This is a genomic window from Rhodanobacter sp. 7MK24, assembly GCF_014842995.1.
Classification (GTDB): Bacteria; Pseudomonadota; Gammaproteobacteria; order Xanthomonadales; family Rhodanobacteraceae; genus Rhodanobacter_A.
The window spans coordinates 54,279-74,378 of record NZ_JACYXL010000001.1; the positions used below are offsets into that span (position 1 = coordinate 54,279).

Sequence of the window (20,100 nt, forward strand, 5' to 3'; positions counted from 1 at the left end):
TTTTTGAAGGCACGGCCGTGAACGGTCGCCGATTTGATTCCTGCGATCGGGAGTGACCGCGGCCTCAATGCGAACCGACCACCAGTGCGGTGAAATCCTTCACCGGAGCGTGGCGCGGGGCAGGGGCCGCGGCGACCAGCCAGATGCGATGGGTGGCCTGGTCCAGCGCCATGGTGCGGGCGCCGGCTTGGGTGGGCACGTTGGCCACCACGCTGTAGTGGTTGGCGTCGTCCTCGTGCACGATGGTCAGGGTGCCATCGTGGTTGGAGCTGTAGGCCAACCGGGTGGCCGGGTCGAAGCGGGCGGCGTCCGGGCCGTCGCCGATGGCCGCGGTGGCGACCTGGTGGCCATCGTCGGCGTCGGTGATGACCATGAGCTTGTTGTCGCAGACCGAGAACAGGCGGCGGGATTGTGCGTCGATGGCCAGGCCGCTGGGCGAGTCGCAGGGCGCGAGCTTCCACACGGCGTCGACCTTGTTCGCCTTGGTGTCGACGCGTGCCAGCTCGTTCTTGTCCTCGATGTTGACGAACACGTGGCCGCGACCGTCGCTTACCGCGAACTCGGGCCTGCCGGGGAGGGCAATGTTGGCAACGGCCTTGTCGCTGGCGGTGTCGATCACGCTGGCGTTGCCGCTATGGCCGTTCATGGTCAGCACGTGGCCGGTCGCGGGATCGAACACGATGCCGTCCGGACCCTTGCCGCCAACCGGGATGTCGTGCAGCGTCTTGAGTGTGTCGAGATCGATCACGTGCACGCTGTTGGCGGTGCCATCGGTCACATAGCCGTGCCGCGACTTCTGCACCAGCGCGATGCCGTGGATGTGCTGCATGCCGGGGATTTCGCCAGCCAGCTTGCCGTCGCGCGTATCCACCACCATCACGCGGTTGCCGCGCGCGATCAGCAGGTGATGTGCGACCGGATCGATGGTGAGGTAGTCCCAGCCGCCATCGCCACCCAGCGGGTAACGTTGCAGGACGGTGGCATCCGGCGTGGCGGCATAGGCGGTGGCAGTGGCGCTGGCGGCTAGGAACAGCAGCAGTGCGGGGGATTTCATGGCGGGCTCCGGCGGGTTGGACGACTGCGTTCAAGCATGCCGCCGGGGGATTAGCAAACGCTGTGGGCGCTCAGTCCGGCTTGTCTGCCGGCGCCCGGCGCCGATGCCTAGTCAGGCGGCCAATCAGCAGCGGCAGCAGCGCCAGCGCGGCGAGAGCGCCCATCGGCAGCAGCACGGATGGGTGCAGCAACAGGCCGATGTCGAGTGCGCCATCGTGGTCCAGCGCTTCGCCGAGGCCTGCGCCGATCGAACTCTCGAACACCAGCGACACGGTGCCGCCCAGCCAGCTCGCACCGAGGAACAGCCATAGCGGGCAGCGGAGCCACGCCAGGCCTACGGTGACCGCGCCGAAAGGCATCACCGGAACGAAGCGCAGGAACAGCGTGTAGCTCACCGGGTGGCGCTCGAAACCGTGGTGCAGTTTCGCGACGATGGCCGGCGGATGCTTGCTGCCTGTGCCAAAGGCGTAGCGGCTGGCCAGGTACAGGATCAGCGTGCCCAGCGTGAGGCCGGTGGACGAGCAAAGGGTGCCGTCCACCACGCCGAACGCGTAGCCGCCGGCAAGGATGATGAAGATGGTGCCAGGGATGCCGGTGGCCATGCCCAAGGTGAGCAGTCCGACATAGGTCAGCCGGCTGAGCCAGGGATGCTCGGCGATGTGCATGCGTATCTGTTGCTGGTGCGCGACCAGATGTTGCGGGCTGAAGCGATCCAGCATGCCGGAGGCATACAGCGTGATGCCGGCGAGCAGCAGCAGGATCAGCGGCAACGCGGCGCGCAGGCGTTTCAATACGATGCGCCGCGTGCGCCATAGGTGGCAAGGACATCGCGCGCTTCGTCACGCCGGATGTCGCAGCGCACGCTGATACCGCGGCGCTCCAGTTCGCCCATCCAGTCGGCGGGTAGCGGGCCTTCGTCGAACTCGGTGAGCTCTTCCACGTCTTCGGCGCGTGCGCCGATCAACAGTTCGTCGACACCGGCCCACACCGTGGCGCCGAAGCACTGGCAGCAGGGCTGTGCGCTGCTGGCCAGCGTGTAGCGGCCCCCGTTGGCGTTGATGCGAAAACTGGCGAGACGCTGTTGCGCACTCATGTAGGCCATCATCTCGGCGTGCGCCACCGAGCAGGTCTGCGGCACCACGCGGTTCACACCCGCCGACACCACGCGTCCCTCCGCGTCGAACACCGCGGCGCCGAATGGGCCGCCTTCGCCGTGATCGATGTTGCGACGGGCCAGCGCGATGGCGAGTCCCACGCGTGCCTCATCGGTGACGTAGCGGTTCGCCCCATCCACCACTTCGTTGATCCACGGCGGAAGCGTAAGGTGGATTTGCATGGGCAGAAGCATCGCAGGCCTCACTTCGCCCACGTATCGCGCAGGGTCACCACGCGGTTGAACACTGGCGCATCGGCACGATGCTCCATGCGATCCGCCACGAAGTAGCCGAGGCGCTCGAACTGGTAGCGCTGCTCGGCATCAGCCTGGGCAGCGGCGGGTTCGAGCCAGCCATGCACCACGCGCTTGGCTTCGGGGTTGACGTGCGAGGTCCATGGCTGACCATCGTCTTCGGCGTCCGGCGCGGCCACGTTGAACAGGCGGTCGTACACACGAAGCTCGGCGGCCACCGCGTGCGTTGCGCTCACCCAATGGATGGTGCCCTTCACCTTGCGGTCGGCGCCGGGGAGGCCGGCGCGCGATTCGGGATCGAGCGTGCAACGCAGCTCCGCGATGTTGCCCGCGGCGTCCTTCACCACCTCTTCGCATTTCACGATGCCCACGCCGCGCAGGCGCACTTCGCCACCGGGCACCAGGCGCTTCCAGCCCTTGGGAGGCACTTCGGCGAAGTCCTCGCGTTCGATCCACAGCTCGCGTGCGAACGGTACTTCGCGCGTGCCGAAGCTCTCGTCCTTGGGATGGTTCGAGAACATCAATGTTTCCGCGTGGCCTTCCGGCAGGTTGGTGATGACGAGCCTGAGCGGATCGAGCACGCCCATGCGGCGCGGTGCGCTGGCGTCGAGGTCCTCGCGGATGCAGTTCTCGAGAATGGCGTAGTCGATCACGCTGTTCTGCTTGGAGATGCCCACGCGCTCGATCAGCAGGCGCAGGCCGGCTGGCGTGAAGCCGCGGCGGCGCATGCCTCGCAGGGTATTCATGCGCGGGTCGTCCCAGCCGTCGACGAAGCCTTCCGCGACGAGCTGCGCGAGCTTGCGCTTGCTGGTGATGCAGTAGCTGAGGTTGAGGCGCGAGAATTCGATCTGGCGCGGCTTGGCCGGCCTGGCCTCCAGCCCGGCGGCGACCACTGACTGCCACAGCTCGGGATGATTCGAGAGGTCGACCTTGTCGACGCACCAGTCATACAGCGGGCGGTGGTCCTCGAACTCCAGCGTGCACAGCGAATGCGTGATGCCTTCCATCGCGTCGGACAGCGCATGCGCGAAGTCGTACATCGGGTAGATCGGCCACGCATCGCCGGTGTTCTGGTGAGTGACCTTGCGGATGCGGTACAGCGCCGGGTCGCGCAGGTTGATGTTGCCCGAAGCCATGTCGATCTTCGCGCGCAGCGTGCGGCTGCCGTCAGCGAACTCGCCCGCACGCATGCGCTGGAACAGGTCGAGGTTTTCCTCGACGCTGCGGTCGCGGTATGGCGAATTGCGGCCCGGCGCGGTCAGCGTGCCGCGGTACTCGCGCATTTCGTCGGCGCTGAGGTCGTCCACGTAGGCCACGCCGTCCGCGATCAGCTTGAGCGCGGCGCGGTAGAACACGTCGAAGTAGTCCGAGGCGTGGCGCAGGTCGTGCCACTCGAAGCCCAGCCAGCGCACGTCGTCCTTGATGCCCTGCACGAACTCCGGGTCTTCCTTGCCGGGATTGGTGTCGTCCAGCCGCAGGTTGCACCAGCCGCCGAATTCGCGGGCAATGCCGAAGCTGAGGCAGATCGCCTTGGCGTGGCCGATGTGCAGGTAGCCGTTCGGCTCCGGCGGAAAACGGGTATGGATGGCGGCGTGCTTGCCCGAAGCCAGGTCCTCGCGGACGATCTGGCGGATGAAGTCGCGTGGGCCGTCGGTGGCGACAGTGGCGGACTCGGCGGGGCTGGGCGTGCTCGACATGCAACGATCTCGTGGGCTGGCAAGGGAATCCCCCGAAGTTTACCCTGTCCCCGGTGGCGGCCGCAGGCTTGCCGTAGGCGCGCGGCGGGGCTAGCGTGCAACCATGCATACCGTTTATCGCGCCGAAAACCTGTTCGATGCGCATCTGGTGAAGGATGCGCTGGAGCATGCGCAGATCCCCGCCTTCATCGCCGGCGAGTACCTCACCGGCGGCGTGGGTCAGTTGCCGGCGCTGGATTACCTTGCGGTGATGGTGCCCGACTCCGGCGTGGAAACCGCCGAAGGCATCGTGCGTGAGGTCGAGGCGCAACTGACCGAAGCGCGCGAGGCGTTGCGCGAATGGGACGACGATCCCGGCCTGCCGGTGGGCGTGCCTTGCTGACCGTGGAAGACGCGAGGCCCCCATTCGCCGCATTGATCCGCGCCGTGGCTGACTTCCCCAAGCCCGGCGTGCTGTTCCGCGACGTCACGCCGCTGCTGGCCGACGCGCAAGGCTTCGCCGACTGCGTTGCCGCGCTGGCCTTACCGTGGCGCGATGCCGGCGTGCAGGCGGTATGCGGCATCGAGGCGCGCGGCTTCATCTTCGGCGCTGCACTGGCGCAAGCGCTGGGCGCGGGCTTCGTGCCGCTGCGCAAGCCAGGCAAGCTGCCGCCGCCGGTGCTGGCGGTGGACTATCAACTGGAATACGGCAGCGACCGGCTGGAGGCGCGCAGCGACGCGATTGCGCCGGACACGCGCGTGCTGCTGGTGGACGATGTGCTGGCCACCGGAGGCACGCTCGCCGCCGCGCAGGCGCTGGTGGCGCGTTTCGGCGGCGACGTGGTGGGCGCGTCGGTGCTCATCGAGCTGGAGGCGCTTCGTGGCCGCGAGCGCTGGATGGGCGAGCGGCCATTGCACGCCCTGTTGCGATACTGATCGCAAGGCGCAGCGCAACGGGGTGTCGAATCCTGGTCCGCGTATGTTCCCTGCGGCGCTATCGGGCCACGAGGAGTCGTGAGGCACCGTCCGTCTCGGATTGCGTCGCCGCCTCGGCTTCACATGGCCCGGTGGCGGAATCGGTATTACTTATCGCAATACCCCGATGGCTATTCGGAACTGGGCGGGGCCGGATCGGTCTGGTCCACGGGTGAATCGACCGTCGTGACATAGAACAATTCGCATGCCCCGTCGCCGGTATCGTCGCGCGTCATCGACGTGCGCCAATGCCATCCGCCCGCACGGTCCGCGTCCACAAGGAAACCATCCAGCGCCACCACTTGCCCCACGCGTATGCGTCCCAGTGCGCGACGCACGCCCACGTCGGCGGGGATCAGGTGCATGTTGGCGCTGTGTGTTTCGATTTCGCGGCGCGGTATCGGAAATTGCCGCACGCTCCAGTAATAGAAGCGACCGGATTGCGAGATGTCGATGTCTTTCAGGATCGCGCTGTCGGACATGCGGCCCCAGCCGAACGCGAAATCCTCCGGCACCAGTGCTGCACCGGCATCGAAGCGATAGTGCTCGGTGGACAGCACGCGCGCCACGAGGTCGAACTTCGCGCGCGGGGTGAGCGTGAAGTCGCCGAAATGGATGGGCTCCATCGGCGTATCCAGCGCTGTCTGCACGGGATCGTCAGGAGCAAGTTCACCCGGCCCGGGATGCAGTGGCCGCATGTGCCACCACGACCAGCCGCCCCAGAGTACAAGCAGCAGGGCGGCGATGAGCCAAGGGGAGAGCCGGTCGCGGCGCATTCAGTCGAGCTCCCGGGAAGGCCGTCGTGCGTGCATTGTCATGCCGATGCTGTGCGCTTTGCGCTTGCAGGCGTGACAACGTCACGCGGATCCAGCAGGCCCTTAGGCAGTTCGCGGACCACGGCGGCGAGCTGCTTGAGGAAGCCGCCCATGGCGGAACTCTTGCGCCAGAGCATCGCGATGCGGCGGCTGGGCGGGTGGCTGCCGCGGAACTCGATCAGGCGCAGGTTCGGCGCCTGCGCCACCGGCGGCTTCACCGCCAGCGTGGGCAGCAGGGTGATGCCGACTTCGGCGGCCACCATCTGGCGCAGGGTTTCCAGGCTGGTGGCGCGAAAGCCGCTTTTCTCGCCCGCGCCGGCGAGCTGGCAGACTTCCAGCGCCTGGTCGCGCAGGCAGTGGCCATCCTCCAGCAGCAACAGGTTCTGGTCGCTCAGGTCGGTCAGCTTCAGCGAGGGTCGCTTCGCCAGGGGATGCGATTGCGGCACGGCGAGCAGGAACGGCTCCTCGAACAGGAACTCCGTGTGCAGGCTTTCGTCGTGCACGGGCAAGGCAAGGATGCCGGCGTCGAGTCGGCCTTCGCGCAGGCGGCGCAGCACTTCCTCGGTTTTCTCCTCGACCAGCAGCAGTTCCAGTCGCGGAAAGCGTTCACGCATGCGCGGCACCACATGCGGCAGCAGGTAAGGGCCGAGGGTGGGGAAGATGCCCAGCCGCACCGTGCCGGATTCGGGATCCAGCGTACGCCGTGCGATGCCCTTGATCTGTTCCACCTCGTTGATCACGTCGCGCGCGCGCGCGACGATTTCGCGGCCCACGTCGGTGAGCAGCACCTTGCGCGGCGTGCGTTCCACCAGGGCCACGCCCAGTTCTTCCTCCAGCTTCTTGATCTGCGTGGACAGCGTGGGCTGACTGACGAAGCAGGCCTCTGCCGCACGGCCGAAATGGCGCTGCTCGGCAAGCGCCACGAGATAGTGCAGGTCGCGCAGGTTCATCGCGGGCTCTTGTCATAGACATGGACTATGGAATGTGATGTTAGCCATTGGATTGGCCGGCGCAAGCAAGGCTGCACGCATGCCTTATGGCACTGTGTGGAAAGTCATGCCGGACCTAGCGTGCGGGGTCACCTCACCCGATGGGAAAACGCCATGCGCCGTCATCTTCGTCCCCTTCTGCTCACCGCGCTGGCCGCCAGTTGCGGCATGGCTTTCGCGGCTTCCGCGGACCAGGTGCCTGCGGGCCGCCTGCCGGCGTGGGCCGTGCCGCAGTCCTATCGGATCGCGTTCAAGGTGGACCCGGCGCAAACCGATTTCTCCGGTACCACCACGATCAAGGTGAAGCTCGCGCAGGCATCCGATCATATGTGGCTGGATGGCGCCGAGCTCAAAGTGTCGAAGGTGACGGTGACGGATGCGGCGGGCAAGGCGCACGACGCGAAGTACGTGGAAGCCGACCCCAAGGCCGGCGTGGTCCGCGTGGATTTCGGCAGCACCTTGCCGGCCGGCGAAATCACGCTGAAGTTCGACTACACCGCTCCGCTCAACGCACAGTTGCAGGGCCTCTACAAGGTCACCGCCAAGGGCCAGCCCTATGCGATGACGCAGATGGAGCCGATCAGCGCGCGCTTCGCCTTCCCGAGCTTCGACGAACCCGGTTTCAAGACGCCGTTCGATATTTCCATCACTCTGCCCGACAGCCAGGTTGCGGTGGCGAACACGCAGCAGGTGAGCGAAAAGCCAGCCGGCCAGGGCTGGAAGACGGTGACCTTCGCGCAGACCCTGCCGCTGCCCACCTACCTCGTGGCCTTCGGCGTGGGTCCCTGGGACATCACGCCGACCGCGGAAATCTCGCCCGATGCCTATCGCAGCAAGCCGCTGCCGCTGCGCGGCATCGCCGCCGCCGGCGAGGCGCACCGCATGAGCCACGTGATCTCCGAGACGCCGAGCATCATCCACGCGCTGGAGAACTACTACGGCTTCGGTTACCCGTGGGACAAGCTGGACGTGCTCGCCGCGCCTGACTTCTCCGCGGGCGCGATGGAGAACGCGGGCCTGGTCACCTTCCGCGACTGGCTGCTGCTGCTCGACAAGGATTCGCCGGCGCGCAACGTGCGCGGCTCGTTCAACGTCACCGCGCACGAACTGGCCCACCAGTGGACCGGCGACACCGTGACACTGGCCTGGTGGAACGACATCTGGCTCAACGAGGCCTTCGCCACCTGGATGCAGGAGAAGGTCACCGAGGAAGTCCACCCCGAATACCGCGCCGACCTCGACCGCGTGCGCGGCGCGCAGGGTGCGATGGCCAACGACAGCCTGGTCAGCGCGCGCAGCATCCGCCAGCCGATCACCGGCAACGGCGACATCATGACCGCCTTCGACGGCATCACCTACCAGAAGGGTGCCTCGGTGATCGGCATGTTCGAGAACTACGTGGGCGACAAGACCTTCCAGAAGGGCATGCACGCTTACATCGAGGCGCACAAGTTCGGCAACGCGGATGCCGACGACTTGGTCAATGCCATCGCCACTGCCGCGGGCAAGGGCGACGACTTCAAGCACGCGTTCAAGAGCTTCCTCGACCAGTCCGGCGTGCCTTATGTGCAGACCGCGCTGGAGCAGAAGAACGGCCAGACCGTGCTTACGCTCAAGCAGAGCCGTTACCTGCCGCTGGGCAGCCGCGGCGACAGCCAGCGCATCTGGGGCATCCCGGTGTGCGTGCGCTACGGCACCGCCGATGGCAGCAAGGTGGCCTGCGAAATGCTCGACAAGGCCACCGGCTCGGTGGCGCTGCCGGGCGCCAGCAACCCCACCTGGGTGATGCCGAACGCGAACGCCGCCGGCTATTACCGCTTCAGCCTCGACAAGAGCGAGCTGGATGCGCTGACCAAGGAGGTCGCCAAGCTCAGCGACACCGAGCAATTGGCCTACGCCGATGCCATCAACGCCAGTTTCGAGCACGGCGACCTCGACGCTGGCCAGGTGCTCGCCGCGCTCAAGCCGCTCACCGAATCCAAGACCAGCCAGGTGGCCACCGCGCCGCTGGGTCAGCTCGAATGGATCTACCACCACGTGGCCAAGACCGACGCCCAGCGCGCGCGCATTGCGGATTGGGTGAAGGCCGCCTACCTGCCCAGGCTCGAAGCCCTGGGTTACCAGCGCAAGGCTGGCGAGTCGGATGACGATTCCCTGCTGCGCAGCACGCTGGCCGCGGCGCTGGGCCTCGACTACAAGCTGCCGGAAGTACGCGCGGAACTGCTCAAGCAGGGCGAAGCCGCGCTGCAGAAGAACACCGATGGCCGCTTGAACCTCGCCGCCGCCAACCCGGACCTGCTCGGCGATGCGCTGGGCGTCGCGGTGCAGACGCAAGGCAAGAGCGCGGTGGATGCCTTGATCGCCGAGCTGCCGCAGACCAGCGACCCGGCCTCGCGCAATGGCATGCTCGGCGGCCTGGCCAGTGTCGAGGATCCCGCGCTGGCCGAGCAGGTGCGCGACTTCGCCCTGAGCAAGCCGGTGAAGGTGGGTGAGATGGCTTCGCTGCTGCGCTCGGGCCGGGATACGCAAGCCCAGCGCGACGCGATGTGGTCGTGGTTCAACGGTCACTACTCGCAGATCCTCGCGCGCACCGGCAGCTTTGCCGGCGGCTTCCTGCCGATGCTGGCGGGCGGCGGCGGTTGCTCCACCGGCGAGGCGCAACGCCTGCAGGCGTTCTTCCAGCCGCGCATCAACGATGCCGCCGGCATCGCGCGCGGCCTGGCGCAGACCACTGAGTCCATCGAACTGTGCGCGGCATTGACCGCCAAGCAGGATCCGGCCTCGATCACGCACTGACCGGCCTCGTGCTCCGGATGACTGCAAGCCCCGCCACGGCGGGGCTTGCAGTTATTGGCAATGCCGCTGGGTGTGCATCCGTTCGGTGCGACGTCTGGCAAGGTATTGCCGTCGCGGTTGTCGTAGCATGGCCGTCCATTCAACCCACCGACATCGTCTACAGGGGGACGCATGATCGAGCTGGAAATCCAGGCGCTCGCGTTGCAACGCGAGGGCCTGCTCATCGAGGTTGGTCGACTGGCCGGCACCTGCGGCTACACGTTGGTGCGGCAACGGTCGGTGCAGGATCCGCACGGAACCCTGCTCTCCATGATCGTGCGCGGCTCGTGGTTCAAGAAGCGCGCGTTGCGTGCGGCGCTGGCGACCTGCGACCGTCTGGTCAGCTTCGAGCTGCATGGCGTCGTGGAAGGCGAGCAGCGCGAGCATTTCGCCGCCACCAACAAGACCGTTTCCAACTATGTGCCGCCACCTGCACCCGAGCCCGAGACGGTGGAAAAGCCGGTGGAAGAGGTTGCTGCGGTTGCCGAAGCTGAGCCGGCGCCCGCCGCCGTCAAGCCGACTGTGCAGGCCCCCGAACCTGCGCCGCCGGAGTCGTTCGATGAGTTCATTGTGGTGCATCAGCGCGCGCCCGCACCGGCGCCGGCGGAACCGCCGCCTGCACCCTTCATCGAGGTGGAGGTGCTGGAAGCCGACGTGATGGCCGTCGACAAAGCCCTGGCCTCGCTGGAATACGACTATCCGCGCATCATGCCCAACCTGCTGGCGCTGGACCGCAAGGTGGCCGCAGGCGCACGCGAATCCTCGCTGCAACTGGCGGGGCAGCGGGTCGGCGCGTGGCTGCATGCACGGGAACATGCCCAGCGTGGCAAGCAGACACTCCCTGCCGCGCTTGCCGCCATTGGGGCGCCCGCCTTGCAGGGCATCGTCGAGGTCGACCTGCAGGACGGCCAGTTGCACATACGCCACAGTCCCCTATGCGCGGAAGGCGGCCATTCCGGCTGCAGCTTCTACAGCGGCTTCCTCGAGGGGCTGCTGGCACACGCGATCGCTCCACAAGGGCTGTCGATTTTCCCCGTCTGCTGTCGCAGCTTCGGGGCAGACGACTGCGTGCTTGCCGTATCCGAATCCTGACCGCCGCGATTCCTTACACTGTGCCGGCCATGTAGGCACAGGGAGATGGGGATGCTCGCTCGACTGATCGGATGCTTGGGGCTTGGCTTGTTGGTGGCTGCGCCGTTGCACGCGCAGGACGTGCCGCCGCCATTGCGCGACTGGCAGGGTTGGGTGCTGCATGACGTACCACAGTACGCCTGCCCCTTCCTCGCCAACCAGTCGCCGGATCCGGACAGCTACCAGTGCGCGTGGCCCGGCCGGCTGGCACTGGACGCAGGCAAGGATGGTGCGCGCTTCAGCCTCGACGTGCACGTGGACGCGCCGAGCTGGGTGGCATTGCCGGGAGACGGACACGCCTGGCCGCAGTCGGTGACGTCGAACAACCAGGCCGCTGTGGTGTTGCAGCACGAGGGGTATCCGATGCTGTGGTTGCCTCCCGGCGACTACCAATTGCGCGGCACGCTGCCGTGGGCTGAGCGTCCCGCGCGCCTGCGTGTGCCGGCGGAAATCGGCATCGTCGCGCTGAGTCTGGATGGCGCGGCGGTGTCGCGCGTCGAGCGCAACGGCGATGAGCTCACGCTGGGCGAAGCCGCCGCCGCGCAACGCGCCGCCGATGCCTTGTCGCTTCGCGTCTACCGTAAGCTCGACGATGGTCTGCCGGACACGCTGCAGACGCAATTGCAGCTGGACGTGGCCGGCAGCCCGCGCGAAGTCGTGCTGGGTCCCGCCTTGCCCGCAGGCTTCGTCGCCACGGCGCTCGATGGCGACTTGCCGGCGCGGCTGGAAAGTGACGGCCGCTTGCGCGTGCAACTGCGTTCCGGGCACTGGCTGCTGACCCTGAATGCGCGCGCCACTGCGCCGCTGGAAAAGGTGGCGCTGAGACTGCCTGCCGCGCCGTGGCCGCGGCAGGAAATCTGGAGCTATCGCGACGACCCCGCGTTGCGCGGCAGCCGTGCCGAAGGGCGGGGCATCGACGCCGCGCATTCCGGTGTGCCTGGTGACTGGGGCGACCTGCCCGCATTCGCGCTGGACGACGACATGGGCCTGACCATCGCCGCAGGCACGCGCGGCGACGAAGGCGGCAAGGGCGACCAGATTCGCCTGCAACGCGAAATGTGGCTGGATTTCGACGGCGGTGGCCTGCGCGCGGCCGACCATCTCACTGGCGAACTGCGCCACCGTCGACGGTTGGACACGACCGCGCCGTGGCAACTGCAGCGCGCCAGCGAGGGCGGTACGCCGCTGCTGGTCAGCAGGGATAGCGACGGCAGGAGCGGCATCGAATTGCGCACACGAAGACTTGATCTGGATGCCGGCCTGCGCTTGCCCTTGCACGGCGGCACGATCCCAAGCTCCGGCTGGCAACTGCCGCTGGAAAACATCGACGCCAACCTGCATTTGCCCTTCGGCTATCGCCTGATCGCGGCGCCCGGTGCGGATCGCGCACCGGATACGTGGGTGGCGCGGTGGAGTTTGCTCGACCTGTTCGTGCTCGCGCTGGTCGCTTTGTTGGCCGGTCGCCTGCTCGGCTGGCGCTGGGCGTTGCTGGCGGCGCTGTATCTCGCATTGGGGCGCCACGAAGATGGCGCGCCGCTGTGGACGCTGGCCGTGGTGTTGATGCTGGCGTTGCTGCTGCGCGCTTTGCCGGGCGGGCGCTTGCATGCCGCGGTGCGCGGTGTCGCCATCGCAGTGTTCGCGCTGGCGGTGCTGTGGAGCCTGCCGTTTGCCGCGTCGCAATTGCAGTACGCCTTGCATCCGCAGTTGGAGAGCGGGCCAGTCGTGCAAGTGCAGTTTGTCCAGCCCCCGTCGGGAATCGTGGCGCAAGCCGCACAACCGCCAGTGGAAGGATCTCCCGCACCGCCGCCGCCGTCGCCCGCGGAATCGCCGTCGTTGGCTGAACCTGTGGCACCAAGGCAGCCTTCCCCTCAGGTTCTTTCTTCCGTCATCGTGACTGCGAGTGCCTTGCAAAGCCCCGCCCCCGATGGTTTCGACAGCCGCAGCCCGATCCAGGCTGGCTCAGGCACGCCGAGCTGGGATCAGGGCAACGACTACCAGCTGGGCTGGTCGGGTCCGGTGAGCCCCGAACAAACCATGCGCCTGCTGATTGCGCCGCGCTGGCTGTTGCGGCTGTTGCGCGTGGTGATGGTCGCCCTGCTGGGTGCGCTGCTCGCGAAGCTGCTCGGCAGCTTGCGTCCATGGCACGTCGCTTGGCCTGCCGCGCGCGGCGTGGATGCGGCCGGTGCGCTGCTGCTGGCCATTGCGCTGCTGCCGTCGGCTTCGCATGCACAGAGCCTGCCCAGCCAGCAGTTGCTGGAACAGCTGAGGTCCCGCCTCACCGAAGCACCGAAGTGCGCACCCGATTGCGCCAGCGTGGCGCAGGCGCAATTGCAGGTCAGCGGCGACACGCTGGACATGGCGCTGGACGTGCACACCGGAGCGACGGTGGCCTTGCCGCTGCCGCAGCCCGATGCCGCGCTGCAATTGCTCGACGCCAGCGTGGACGGCCATCCCGCTGCGCTGGTCCGCGATGGCGACGACGCGCTGCTGCGTCTCGACCGCGGTGTGCATCGTGTTGGCCTGCGCTATCGCATCGGCATGGTGGACAGTGCCAGCCTGAACTTCACGCTGCGCCCGCAACTCGTGGTGTTCAGCGGGCAGGGTTGGTCGCTGGATGGAGTGGATGGTGGCCGCCTGCTGGGCGACAGCCTCACATTGCAACGCGAGCGTGTTGCCGACAACGGCGTGCAGGCGGTGGCCGCACAGGACTTCCCGCCCTACGTGCGGCTGACCCGTCGCCTGCTGCTGGGTGTGGACTGGCAGGTGGAGAACACGGTCGAGCGCATCGCGCCCGCGAATGGCGGCTTCAGTCTCAGCCTGCCGTTGCTGCCGGGCGAACATCCACAGGGCGATGGCGCACTGGTGAAAAACGGACGCATCGACGTCACCTTCAACGCGGGCAGCCGGCAAGTGCGCTGGACCAGCCGGCTGGATCACGCGGCCAGACTCGCGCTGGCGGCGCCGGGGCTGGGCGAGCGCGCCGAGGTGTGGGAAGTCGTGGCTGCGCCGATGTGGCACGTCGATGCGCAGGGCGTACCGACCAGTGCCAGCGACACGGGTCTGCGCTTTCAGCCGTTGCCCGGCGAAACGCTGCAGCTCAGCTTCAGTCAGCCTGCGGCGATCGACGGCGGAAGCCTCGCCTTCGACGATGTCGACGTGCAGAGCAAGGTGGGTGAACGCAGCACGGAAACCACGGTCACGCTCAAGGCGCGCAGCACGCGTGGCGGCGAACACGCGATCACATTGCCGGCGGGTGCGGAGTTGCTTGAAGCAAGCCGCGACAGTGAGCCGGTGAGCCTGGCCGTGCGCAATGGCAAGCTCGGCCTGCCGCTGTTGCCTGGCGCACACGACTACAGCGTGCGGTTGCGCGTGCCGCACGGCGCCGCTGTGCGCATCGCTGCGTCGCCGTTCGCGCTGGATGCGCCGGTGGCGAACATCGGCAGCGAACTCGACCTGCCGCAGGATCGCTGGGTACTGTGGACATGGGGCCCGACCACCGGGCCGGCGGTGATGTACTGGTCACAACTGGCGGTGTTGCTGCTCGTCGCGTGGCTGCTCGGCCGCCATGCGCCCACACCGCTGCGCTTCCACCACTGGCTGCTGCTGGGGCTGGGTTTCTCCGCCTTCGCATGGGGCGCGTTCGCGCTGGTGGTGGTGTGGCTGGTCCTGACCGGCCTGCGCGCGCGCTGGGCGCCCGCAGAACAGCTGCCTGCGGCGCGCTTCAACCTCGCGCAACTCGGACTCGCCATGCTCACCGTGCTGGCGCTGGCCGTGCTGGTCGCCGCCGTGCCCAAGGGCCTGCTCGGCGTGCCGGACATGCACGTGGCCGGCAACGGCTCCGATGCGTGGCAACTGCGCTGGTTCGCCGACCAGAGCGACGGCGCTTTGCCCGCCGCCGGCGTGCTCAGCATATCGATGTGGTTCTACAAGCTGGCCATGCTGGCCTGGGCGCTGTGGCTGGCCTTCGCCTTGATCGGCTGGTTGCAATGGGCATTTGCAGCGTGGACTCATGGCGGCTACTGGCGCCGCAGGGAGTCCAGGCCGGATGTGACGCCGCCACCGTTGTCGTCGGCACCGGAAGAGCCGCCGCATGTCTGACGTGCGCGAAATGCTGGCGACCGCGGTGGAACGGCTGGGCGAGCGCGCTGATGCCGAAGCGTTGCTGCTGCACGCGCTCGGAAGGCCGCGCAGCTGGCTGTTCGCGCATGCTGACGATGTTCCGGATAGGGACGTCCAGACGGCCTTCGATACCTTGGTCGCGCGACGCGCGGCAGGCGAGCCGGTGGCCTACCTCACCGGCCGCCGGGGCTTCTGGACGCTGGAGCTGGAGGTGACGCCCGCCACCTTGATTCCGCGACCGGAAACCGAGCTGCTGGTGGAACTGGCGCTGGAGCGGCTGCCGCGCGATGCGGCAGCTCGCGTGGCCGACCTCGGCACCGGCAGCGGTGCGATTGCGTTGGCCATCGCCAGCGAACGCCCGCAGGTGCAAGTCGTCGCCACCGATGCGAGTGCCGCTGCGCTGGTGGTAGCGCGCCACAACGCGCAGCGGCTCGGTATCGCCAACGTGCGCTTCGCTCAGGGCGACTGGCTGGCGCCGCTGGCGGGCGAGCGTTTTGAACTGATCGTTTCCAACCCGCCCTACATCGAGGCGGCCGATCGGCATCTCGCTGAAGGCGATTTGCGCTACGAACCGGCTGCGGCCTTGGCGTCGGGCGCGGATGGCCTGGACGACATCCGCCGCATCGTTGCCGGTGCGCCCGCCCATCTCGAAGCCGGCGGCTGGCTGCTGTTCGAGCACGGCTGGGACCAGGGCGACGCTGCCAGTGCGCTGCTGCGTGCGGCAGGCTATGCGCAGGTGTTCACGGCGCAGGATCTGGAAGCACGCGATCGGGTGAGCGGTGGAAGGAAAGTGCGCGACTGATTCCGGGCGATGTGATCTGAGTTCTGCACGGCGCTGCATATTCCGATGCGCGGTTCGGCGCCGATGGCGCGCATACGAGAGCTAATGCGGCCGGCGCGATCCTGATTTCCGTGCTGCCGGCGCGAAGATGTGACATGAAAAAGCCGCCGTCCCGGTGTGTGCCGGGACGGCGGCTTTCCGCGATTCGTCGGGGATGACGATCGCCAGACGCAGTGGTTTTCGTCAGAGTGGTCGGCGGCGCCCGAAGATCAGCGACAGGATGAACAGGATGATGAAGACGACGAACAGGATCTTGGCGATGCTCGCGGCGAGGCCGGCGATGCCGAAAAATCCGAAGAAGCCGGCAATCAGCGCGATGATCAGAAAGACGATTGCGTAATAGAGCATGATTTTCTCCTGTGGCACATCAAGCAGGTTTCGATACCGTAATCGTGGATGTATGCCCATTCATGCCGGCAACTCGAGAGGCTTTATGGAGACGGCCGAGGGCCGCCTGTTCTCTCTGGCACCGCGAAGCAAAGGCTTGCATCACAGGCCGGAATTGAAGTCCCGCAGCTGTTTCATCGCCTCGTCCTTGGCAATGCCATAGCGCTCCTGCAGTTTTCCGACGAGATACTCGGCGTTGCCGTTGGCCACACCGACGTCGTCGTCGGTCAGCTTGCTCCAGCGGGATTTGAGTTTGCCGTGAAGCTGTTTCCACTGGCCCTTCAGCTTGTCTTCGTTCATCAGGAATTCTCCGTATCGGGAAATGGGTTACTTCACTTTCAGGCCCGAGGCATCGACGCTCTTCACGCCCTTGATGCTCTTGGCCGCGGCCACCGCTTTGTTCACTGTGATCTTGGTGGGAAGCACGCCGGTGAGGGTGACTACGCCATCGACTGTATTGACGGAAATTTCTTTGCTGGGGACTCCCTTGGTGGTTGCCAGCTCGGTTTTCACCTTGGTGGTGATCCAGGTATCGCCGCCGGCTTGGCTCATGGTGCTGGAGTGGTCGCTGACCGGCCTGTCTTGCGCTTGCGCCGTGCCGGCGAACGAACCCAGAGCGATGGCAACTGAAAAAGCCAGGGCTGGCAGGACGGCTGTGGTTTTCATGATGACCTCGCGTTTCGAAAGTGGATTTTCCGGCGGCATGAAAAGCGGCCCTATGAACCGTGGCGATGCAATGTCGGAGGCATCGTGGTCGGAGGCATCGCGCCGCTTTGCGAATGCCCGCTTTGCGCGCACAGCAAAGCGGGACGGCTTCAGTGATAGAAGGCGGGGAGTTAGGTTCGGGTGAATTATTCGTCGAGTGGGCCAAGCGGCATTCATGCGCGAAAGGCCCATCGAGATCGACGCCACGCACGCACGGCGTCCGGATTACGGGAGATCCGTTGCGGTGCTATGGGACGTATCGCTGTGGTTGCGGCAACGGGCCACGCCATGCCATCCGTGCATCGACACGCGATTAACCGCCGAAAGGCGTCAATGCGATCGCCGGATGCGGCCGTCGGCGACAGGCGTGAAGCCACGCGGTGTTTCGACACCCGCGAGGCGCCGTTGCCGGCGCCGCGTCTTGGTTTGCCGGGCTTCTAGCCTGCGCTGGCGAGGCTGCCGACGCACAGCTGCGGGAAGCGTGCGTGGATGGCGCGGCGGATGCCGGGTAGGTCGAGGCCGGCCATGGTGAGCACTTCCTCGCGGCTGCCGTGTTCCAGATAGACGTCCGGAAGACCGAGGTGCAGGATCGGCTTCACGATGCCGTGCGCGGCGAGGCATTCGGCTACCGCGGAGCCTGCGCCGCCCGCGATGGCGTTGTCTTCCAAGGTGACGAAGGCGTCGTGGGTCTTGGCGAGTTCCACGATCAGTGCTTCGTCCAATGGCTTCACGAAGCGCATGTTGACGAGGGTGGCGTCCAGTTCCGCAGCGATTTCCGTCGTCGGGGAAAGCATCGCGCCAAAGCTGAGCAGGGCGATGCCATGGCCGCGGCGGCGCAACTCGGCTTTGCCGATCGGCAGGGTGTCGAGCTCGGTGCGGATGGCGATGCCCGGGCCGGTGCCGCGCGGGTAGCGGATCGCGGCAGGTCCGGCGTAGTGAAAGCCGGTGCTGAGCATCATGCGGCACTCGTTCTCGTCCGCCGGCGCCATGATCACCATGTTGGGCAGGCAGCGCAGGAAGCTGAGATCGAAACTTCCCGCATGCGTGGCGCCGTCCGGGCCGACCACGCCGGCGCGGTCGATGGCGAAGGTGACGTCGAGGCTCTGCAGCGCCACGTCGTGGATGGCCTGATCGTAGGCGCGCTGCAGGAAGGTGGAGTAGATCGCCACCACCGGCTTGGCGCCTTCGCAGGCCATACCCGCAGCCAGCGTCACCGCATGCTGCTCGGCGATGGCCACGTCGAAATAGCGCTCCGGGTATTCCTTCGAAAAGCGGACCAGGCCGGAGCCTTCGCGCATCGCGGGCGTGATGCCCAGCAGGCGTTCGTCGGCAGCGGCCTGGTCGCACAGCCAGGCGCTGAAGATGTCGGTGTAGGTGGGCCTGGAAGGCGCGTTCTTCTTCACCAGGCCCGCTTCGGGATCGAACGGGCCCACGGCGTGGTATTCGATCTGCGCCTGCTCGGCGGGCGCGTAGCCCTTGCCCTTGGTGGTGACCACGTGCAGCAGCTGCGGGCCGGGCAGGTTCTTCACCGTGCGCAACGCAGCCAGCAGTTGCGGGATGTTGTGGCCGTCGATGGGGCCGGTGTAGTGGAAGCCCAGTTCCTCGAACAGCGTCGAAGGCACGAACATGCCCTTGGCGTGTTCTTCCCAGCGCTTGAAGAAGCGGCCGGCGAAGGACTGTTTCGGGATGGCCCGCTTGGCGCGTTCGCGTACCGCGTTCAAGCGACGGCTGGCCAGCGCGCGCGACATCATGCGGGTCATCGCGCCCACGTTCTCGCTGATCGACATGCCGTTGTCGTTGAACACCACCAGCATGTTCGGCTCGACGTCGCCGCCGTGGTTCAGCGCCTCGAACGCCATGCCGGCGGTCATCGCACCGTCGCCGATCACCGCCACGAACTTGCGCGGGTCGCCCTTGCGCTGCGCGGCGATGGCCATGCCCAGCGCGGCCGAGATCGAGGTGGACGAGTGGCCCACGCCGAAAGTGTCGTACTCGCTTTCCTCGCGGCGCGGGAACGGGGCGAGACCATCCTTCTTCTTGATCGTGGTGATGCGGTCGCGCCGGCCGGTGAGGATCTTGTGCGGGTAGCACTGGTGGCCCACGTCCCACACCAGCCGATCGGTGGGCGTATCGAACACGTGGTGCAGCGCCACGGTGAGTTCCACCACGCCCAGGCCCGCACCGAAGTGGCCGCCGGAACTGGCCACCGCCTCGATCAGGTACTGGCGCAGCTCGTCGGCGACGGCGGGCAGCTCATCGTCGGGAACGCGGCGCAGATCGGCCGGCGACTCGATGGCTGCCAGGTGGGGGTAATGTGCAGGATCTTTCATCCGCCTATTGTTGGCCCGATGGCGGGGCGGGGCAAGGGCGAGGGGCTGGCCGTGATGGGGCGGTTCAGCCCATCGTCTGGCGCCGGTCGCGCGGCAGGTGGCTGACCAGGAAGTCCATCTGGTCACTCAGGATGTTGCGGTTGGAGAGGATCAGGTGCTCCACCCAACTGGGCCGGTACGGCACGGCCAGCAACGGCATGTGGGCTTGCTGCGGGGTACGGTTGCTCTTCCTGAGGTTGCAGGCGAGGCAGGCGCTGACCACGTTCTCCCATTCGTCGCGACCGCCCTTGGATACCGGCTGCACGTGGTCACGGGTGAGGTCGCCACGGCTGAAGTGCTGGCCGCAATACAGGCACAGGTGGCGGTCGCGGGCGAACAGCGCGCTGTTGGTGAGCGCAGGGGCCGGATCGATCGCGTGTTCGTGGCAGTGGCCGGTGCTGGCGATGATGGGATGCAGGTCGAGCTGGCTCTGCACACCCAGGGCGCGATTGTGGCCGCCGTGCACGGTGAGGCAGGGATCGCCCAGCGTCCACGCCACTGCGCCGCGCACGTAGAGACACGCGGCGTCCTGCCAGCTGATCCAGTCAAGGATGCGGCCGGCGGCGTCCAGCGACAGCACGCGGGTCGAATGCAGGTCGGCCCGGCTGGCGACTTCCATCAGCATGCAGTTCGTCCTTCCTTACGAGAAAGAGCGCGGCAACCATGCAACGGTGCTCGGATGCACCCGAGCATAGAACAAAATTTGTTGCAAACGCACGCAAATAGGCCCTTGGCTCAATCAGATAGCTCCATGCCGGGCATTCGCGGCCGGCCACGGGCGCTGATATAGTGATTGT

Annotated in this window: 17 protein-coding genes; 6 read left to right on the forward strand and 11 right to left on the reverse strand. The window is 66.8% G+C overall.

Features of this window, described 5'->3' with window-relative positions:
- Positions 1-64: 64 nt before the first annotated feature.
- The 4 genes from IHE49_RS00230 to IHE49_RS00245 all read right to left on the reverse strand — a co-directional run bounded on the left by IHE49_RS00230 (position 65) and on the right by IHE49_RS00245 (position 4,158).
- Positions 65-1,054 carry a YncE family protein gene (locus IHE49_RS00230; RefSeq protein WP_192153805.1) on the reverse strand — a complete coding sequence of 330 codons (990 nt, stop codon included), beginning with the start codon at positions 1,052-1,054 and terminating at the stop codon, positions 65-67.
- Between the two features lie 70 nt (positions 1,055-1,124).
- Entirely contained in the window at positions 1,125-1,844 is a 720-nt protein-coding gene (locus tag IHE49_RS00235) for a VTT domain-containing protein (protein WP_192153807.1), read from the reverse strand.
- Positions 1,841-2,389, reverse strand: a complete 549-nt coding sequence (locus tag IHE49_RS00240) for a nucleoside deaminase (RefSeq protein WP_225578086.1) — start codon at positions 2,387-2,389, stop codon at positions 1,841-1,843. The genes IHE49_RS00235 and IHE49_RS00240 overlap by 4 nt, the downstream gene beginning before the upstream one ends.
- A 20-nt stretch (positions 2,390-2,409) precedes the next feature.
- The gene (locus IHE49_RS00245) at positions 2,410-4,158 is read right to left on the reverse strand and encodes a glutamine--tRNA ligase/YqeY domain fusion protein (RefSeq protein WP_192153811.1); all 1,749 of its coding nucleotides are present in this window, start codon (positions 4,156-4,158) and stop codon (positions 2,410-2,412) included.
- A 103-nt stretch (positions 4,159-4,261) separates the two neighbouring features.
- On the opposite strand from IHE49_RS00245, the gene IHE49_RS00250 reads away from it, so the two are divergent.
- Entirely contained in the window at positions 4,262-4,540 is a 279-nt protein-coding gene (locus IHE49_RS00250) for a DUF2007 domain-containing protein (RefSeq protein WP_192153813.1), read from the forward strand.
- Positions 4,498-5,073 (forward strand): adenine phosphoribosyltransferase, encoded by a 576-nt coding sequence (locus IHE49_RS00255; RefSeq protein ID WP_192153815.1) that lies wholly within the window; start codon positions 4,498-4,500, stop codon positions 5,071-5,073. The genes IHE49_RS00250 and IHE49_RS00255 overlap by 43 nt, the downstream gene beginning before the upstream one ends.
- 170 nt (positions 5,074-5,243) lie before the next feature.
- Here IHE49_RS00255 and IHE49_RS00260 read toward each other — a convergent pair whose 3' ends face one another.
- Positions 5,244-5,888 (reverse strand): hypothetical protein, encoded by a 645-nt coding sequence (locus IHE49_RS00260; protein ID WP_192153817.1) that lies wholly within the window; start codon positions 5,886-5,888, stop codon positions 5,244-5,246.
- A gap of 38 nt (positions 5,889-5,926) precedes the next feature.
- Positions 5,927-6,877 carry a DNA-binding transcriptional regulator OxyR gene (gene oxyR / locus IHE49_RS00265; protein WP_192153819.1) on the reverse strand — a complete coding sequence of 317 codons (951 nt, stop codon included), beginning with the start codon at positions 6,875-6,877 and terminating at the stop codon, positions 5,927-5,929.
- Between the two features lie 153 nt (positions 6,878-7,030).
- On the opposite strand from oxyR, the gene IHE49_RS00270 reads away from it, so the two are divergent.
- From IHE49_RS00270 to prmC, 4 genes are all read left to right on the forward strand, one after another.
- Entirely contained in the window at positions 7,031-9,712 is a 2,682-nt protein-coding gene (locus IHE49_RS00270) for a M1 family metallopeptidase (protein ID WP_192153821.1), read from the forward strand.
- Positions 9,713-9,883: 171 nt separating this feature from the next.
- Entirely contained in the window at positions 9,884-10,843 is a 960-nt protein-coding gene (locus IHE49_RS00275) for a hypothetical protein (RefSeq protein ID WP_192153823.1), read from the forward strand.
- Positions 10,844-10,894: 51 nt separating this feature from the next.
- Positions 10,895-14,980, forward strand: a complete 4,086-nt coding sequence (locus IHE49_RS00280; protein ID WP_192153825.1) for a hypothetical protein — start codon at positions 10,895-10,897, stop codon at positions 14,978-14,980.
- Positions 14,973-15,803, forward strand: a complete 831-nt coding sequence (prmC, locus tag IHE49_RS00285; RefSeq protein WP_192153827.1) for a peptide chain release factor N(5)-glutamine methyltransferase — start codon at positions 14,973-14,975, stop codon at positions 15,801-15,803. The genes IHE49_RS00280 and prmC overlap by 8 nt, the downstream gene beginning before the upstream one ends.
- A gap of 222 nt (positions 15,804-16,025) precedes the next feature.
- On the opposite strand, the gene IHE49_RS00290 is transcribed toward prmC, so the two are convergent.
- From IHE49_RS00290 to IHE49_RS00310, 5 genes are all read right to left on the reverse strand, one after another.
- Positions 16,026-16,190 (reverse strand): DUF1328 domain-containing protein, encoded by a 165-nt coding sequence (locus IHE49_RS00290; protein WP_192153829.1) that lies wholly within the window; start codon positions 16,188-16,190, stop codon positions 16,026-16,028.
- Between the two features lie 141 nt (positions 16,191-16,331).
- Entirely contained in the window at positions 16,332-16,529 is a 198-nt protein-coding gene (locus IHE49_RS00295) for a CsbD family protein (RefSeq protein ID WP_192153831.1), read from the reverse strand.
- A gap of 27 nt (positions 16,530-16,556) precedes the next feature.
- Positions 16,557-16,895 (reverse strand): BON domain-containing protein, encoded by a 339-nt coding sequence (locus tag IHE49_RS00300; RefSeq protein WP_192153833.1) that lies wholly within the window; start codon positions 16,893-16,895, stop codon positions 16,557-16,559.
- Positions 16,896-17,371: 476 nt separating this feature from the next.
- Positions 17,372-19,264 (reverse strand): 1-deoxy-D-xylulose-5-phosphate synthase, encoded by a 1,893-nt coding sequence (dxs, locus tag IHE49_RS00305; protein WP_192153835.1) that lies wholly within the window; start codon positions 19,262-19,264, stop codon positions 17,372-17,374.
- Positions 19,265-19,328: 64 nt separating this feature from the next.
- The gene (locus tag IHE49_RS00310) at positions 19,329-19,928 is read right to left on the reverse strand and encodes an HNH endonuclease (RefSeq protein WP_192153837.1); all 600 of its coding nucleotides are present in this window, start codon (positions 19,926-19,928) and stop codon (positions 19,329-19,331) included.
- Between the last annotated feature and the right edge of the window lie 172 nt (positions 19,929-20,100).

What these genes read in the sequence shown, in the direction of transcription:
- IHE49_RS00290 (WP_192153829.1), bottom strand. Translation starts at nt 16,190, where the DNA reads ATGCTCTATTACGCAATCGTCTTTCTGATCATCGCGCTGATTGCCGGC.
- IHE49_RS00245 (WP_192153811.1), bottom strand. Translation starts at nt 4,158, where the DNA reads ATGTCGAGCACGCCCAGCCCCGCCGAGTCCGCCACTGTCGCCACCGAC.
- IHE49_RS00310 (WP_192153837.1), bottom strand. Translation starts at nt 19,928, where the DNA reads ATGCTGATGGAAGTCGCCAGCCGGGCCGACCTGCATTCGACCCGCGTG.
- IHE49_RS00300 (WP_192153833.1), bottom strand. Translation starts at nt 16,895, where the DNA reads ATGAAAACCACAGCCGTCCTGCCAGCCCTGGCTTTTTCAGTTGCCATC.
- IHE49_RS00280 (WP_192153825.1), top strand. Translation starts at nt 10,895, where the DNA reads ATGCTCGCTCGACTGATCGGATGCTTGGGGCTTGGCTTGTTGGTGGCT.
- IHE49_RS00250 (WP_192153813.1), top strand. Translation starts at nt 4,262, where the DNA reads ATGCATACCGTTTATCGCGCCGAAAACCTGTTCGATGCGCATCTGGTG.
- dxs (WP_192153835.1), bottom strand. Translation starts at nt 19,264, where the DNA reads ATGAAAGATCCTGCACATTACCCCCACCTGGCAGCCATCGAGTCGCCG.
- IHE49_RS00230 (WP_192153805.1), bottom strand. Translation starts at nt 1,054, where the DNA reads ATGAAATCCCCCGCACTGCTGCTGTTCCTAGCCGCCAGCGCCACTGCC.
- IHE49_RS00260 (WP_192153817.1), bottom strand. Translation starts at nt 5,888, where the DNA reads ATGCGCCGCGACCGGCTCTCCCCTTGGCTCATCGCCGCCCTGCTGCTT.
- IHE49_RS00295 (WP_192153831.1), bottom strand. Translation starts at nt 16,529, where the DNA reads ATGAACGAAGACAAGCTGAAGGGCCAGTGGAAACAGCTTCACGGCAAA.
- IHE49_RS00270 (WP_192153821.1), top strand. Translation starts at nt 7,031, where the DNA reads ATGCGCCGTCATCTTCGTCCCCTTCTGCTCACCGCGCTGGCCGCCAGT.
- prmC (WP_192153827.1), top strand. Translation starts at nt 14,973, where the DNA reads ATGTCTGACGTGCGCGAAATGCTGGCGACCGCGGTGGAACGGCTGGGC.
- IHE49_RS00255 (WP_192153815.1), top strand. Translation starts at nt 4,498, where the DNA reads ATGGGACGACGATCCCGGCCTGCCGGTGGGCGTGCCTTGCTGACCGTG.
- oxyR (WP_192153819.1), bottom strand. Translation starts at nt 6,877, where the DNA reads ATGAACCTGCGCGACCTGCACTATCTCGTGGCGCTTGCCGAGCAGCGC.
- IHE49_RS00275 (WP_192153823.1), top strand. Translation starts at nt 9,884, where the DNA reads ATGATCGAGCTGGAAATCCAGGCGCTCGCGTTGCAACGCGAGGGCCTG.
- IHE49_RS00240 (WP_225578086.1), bottom strand. Translation starts at nt 2,389, where the DNA reads ATGCAAATCCACCTTACGCTTCCGCCGTGGATCAACGAAGTGGTGGAT.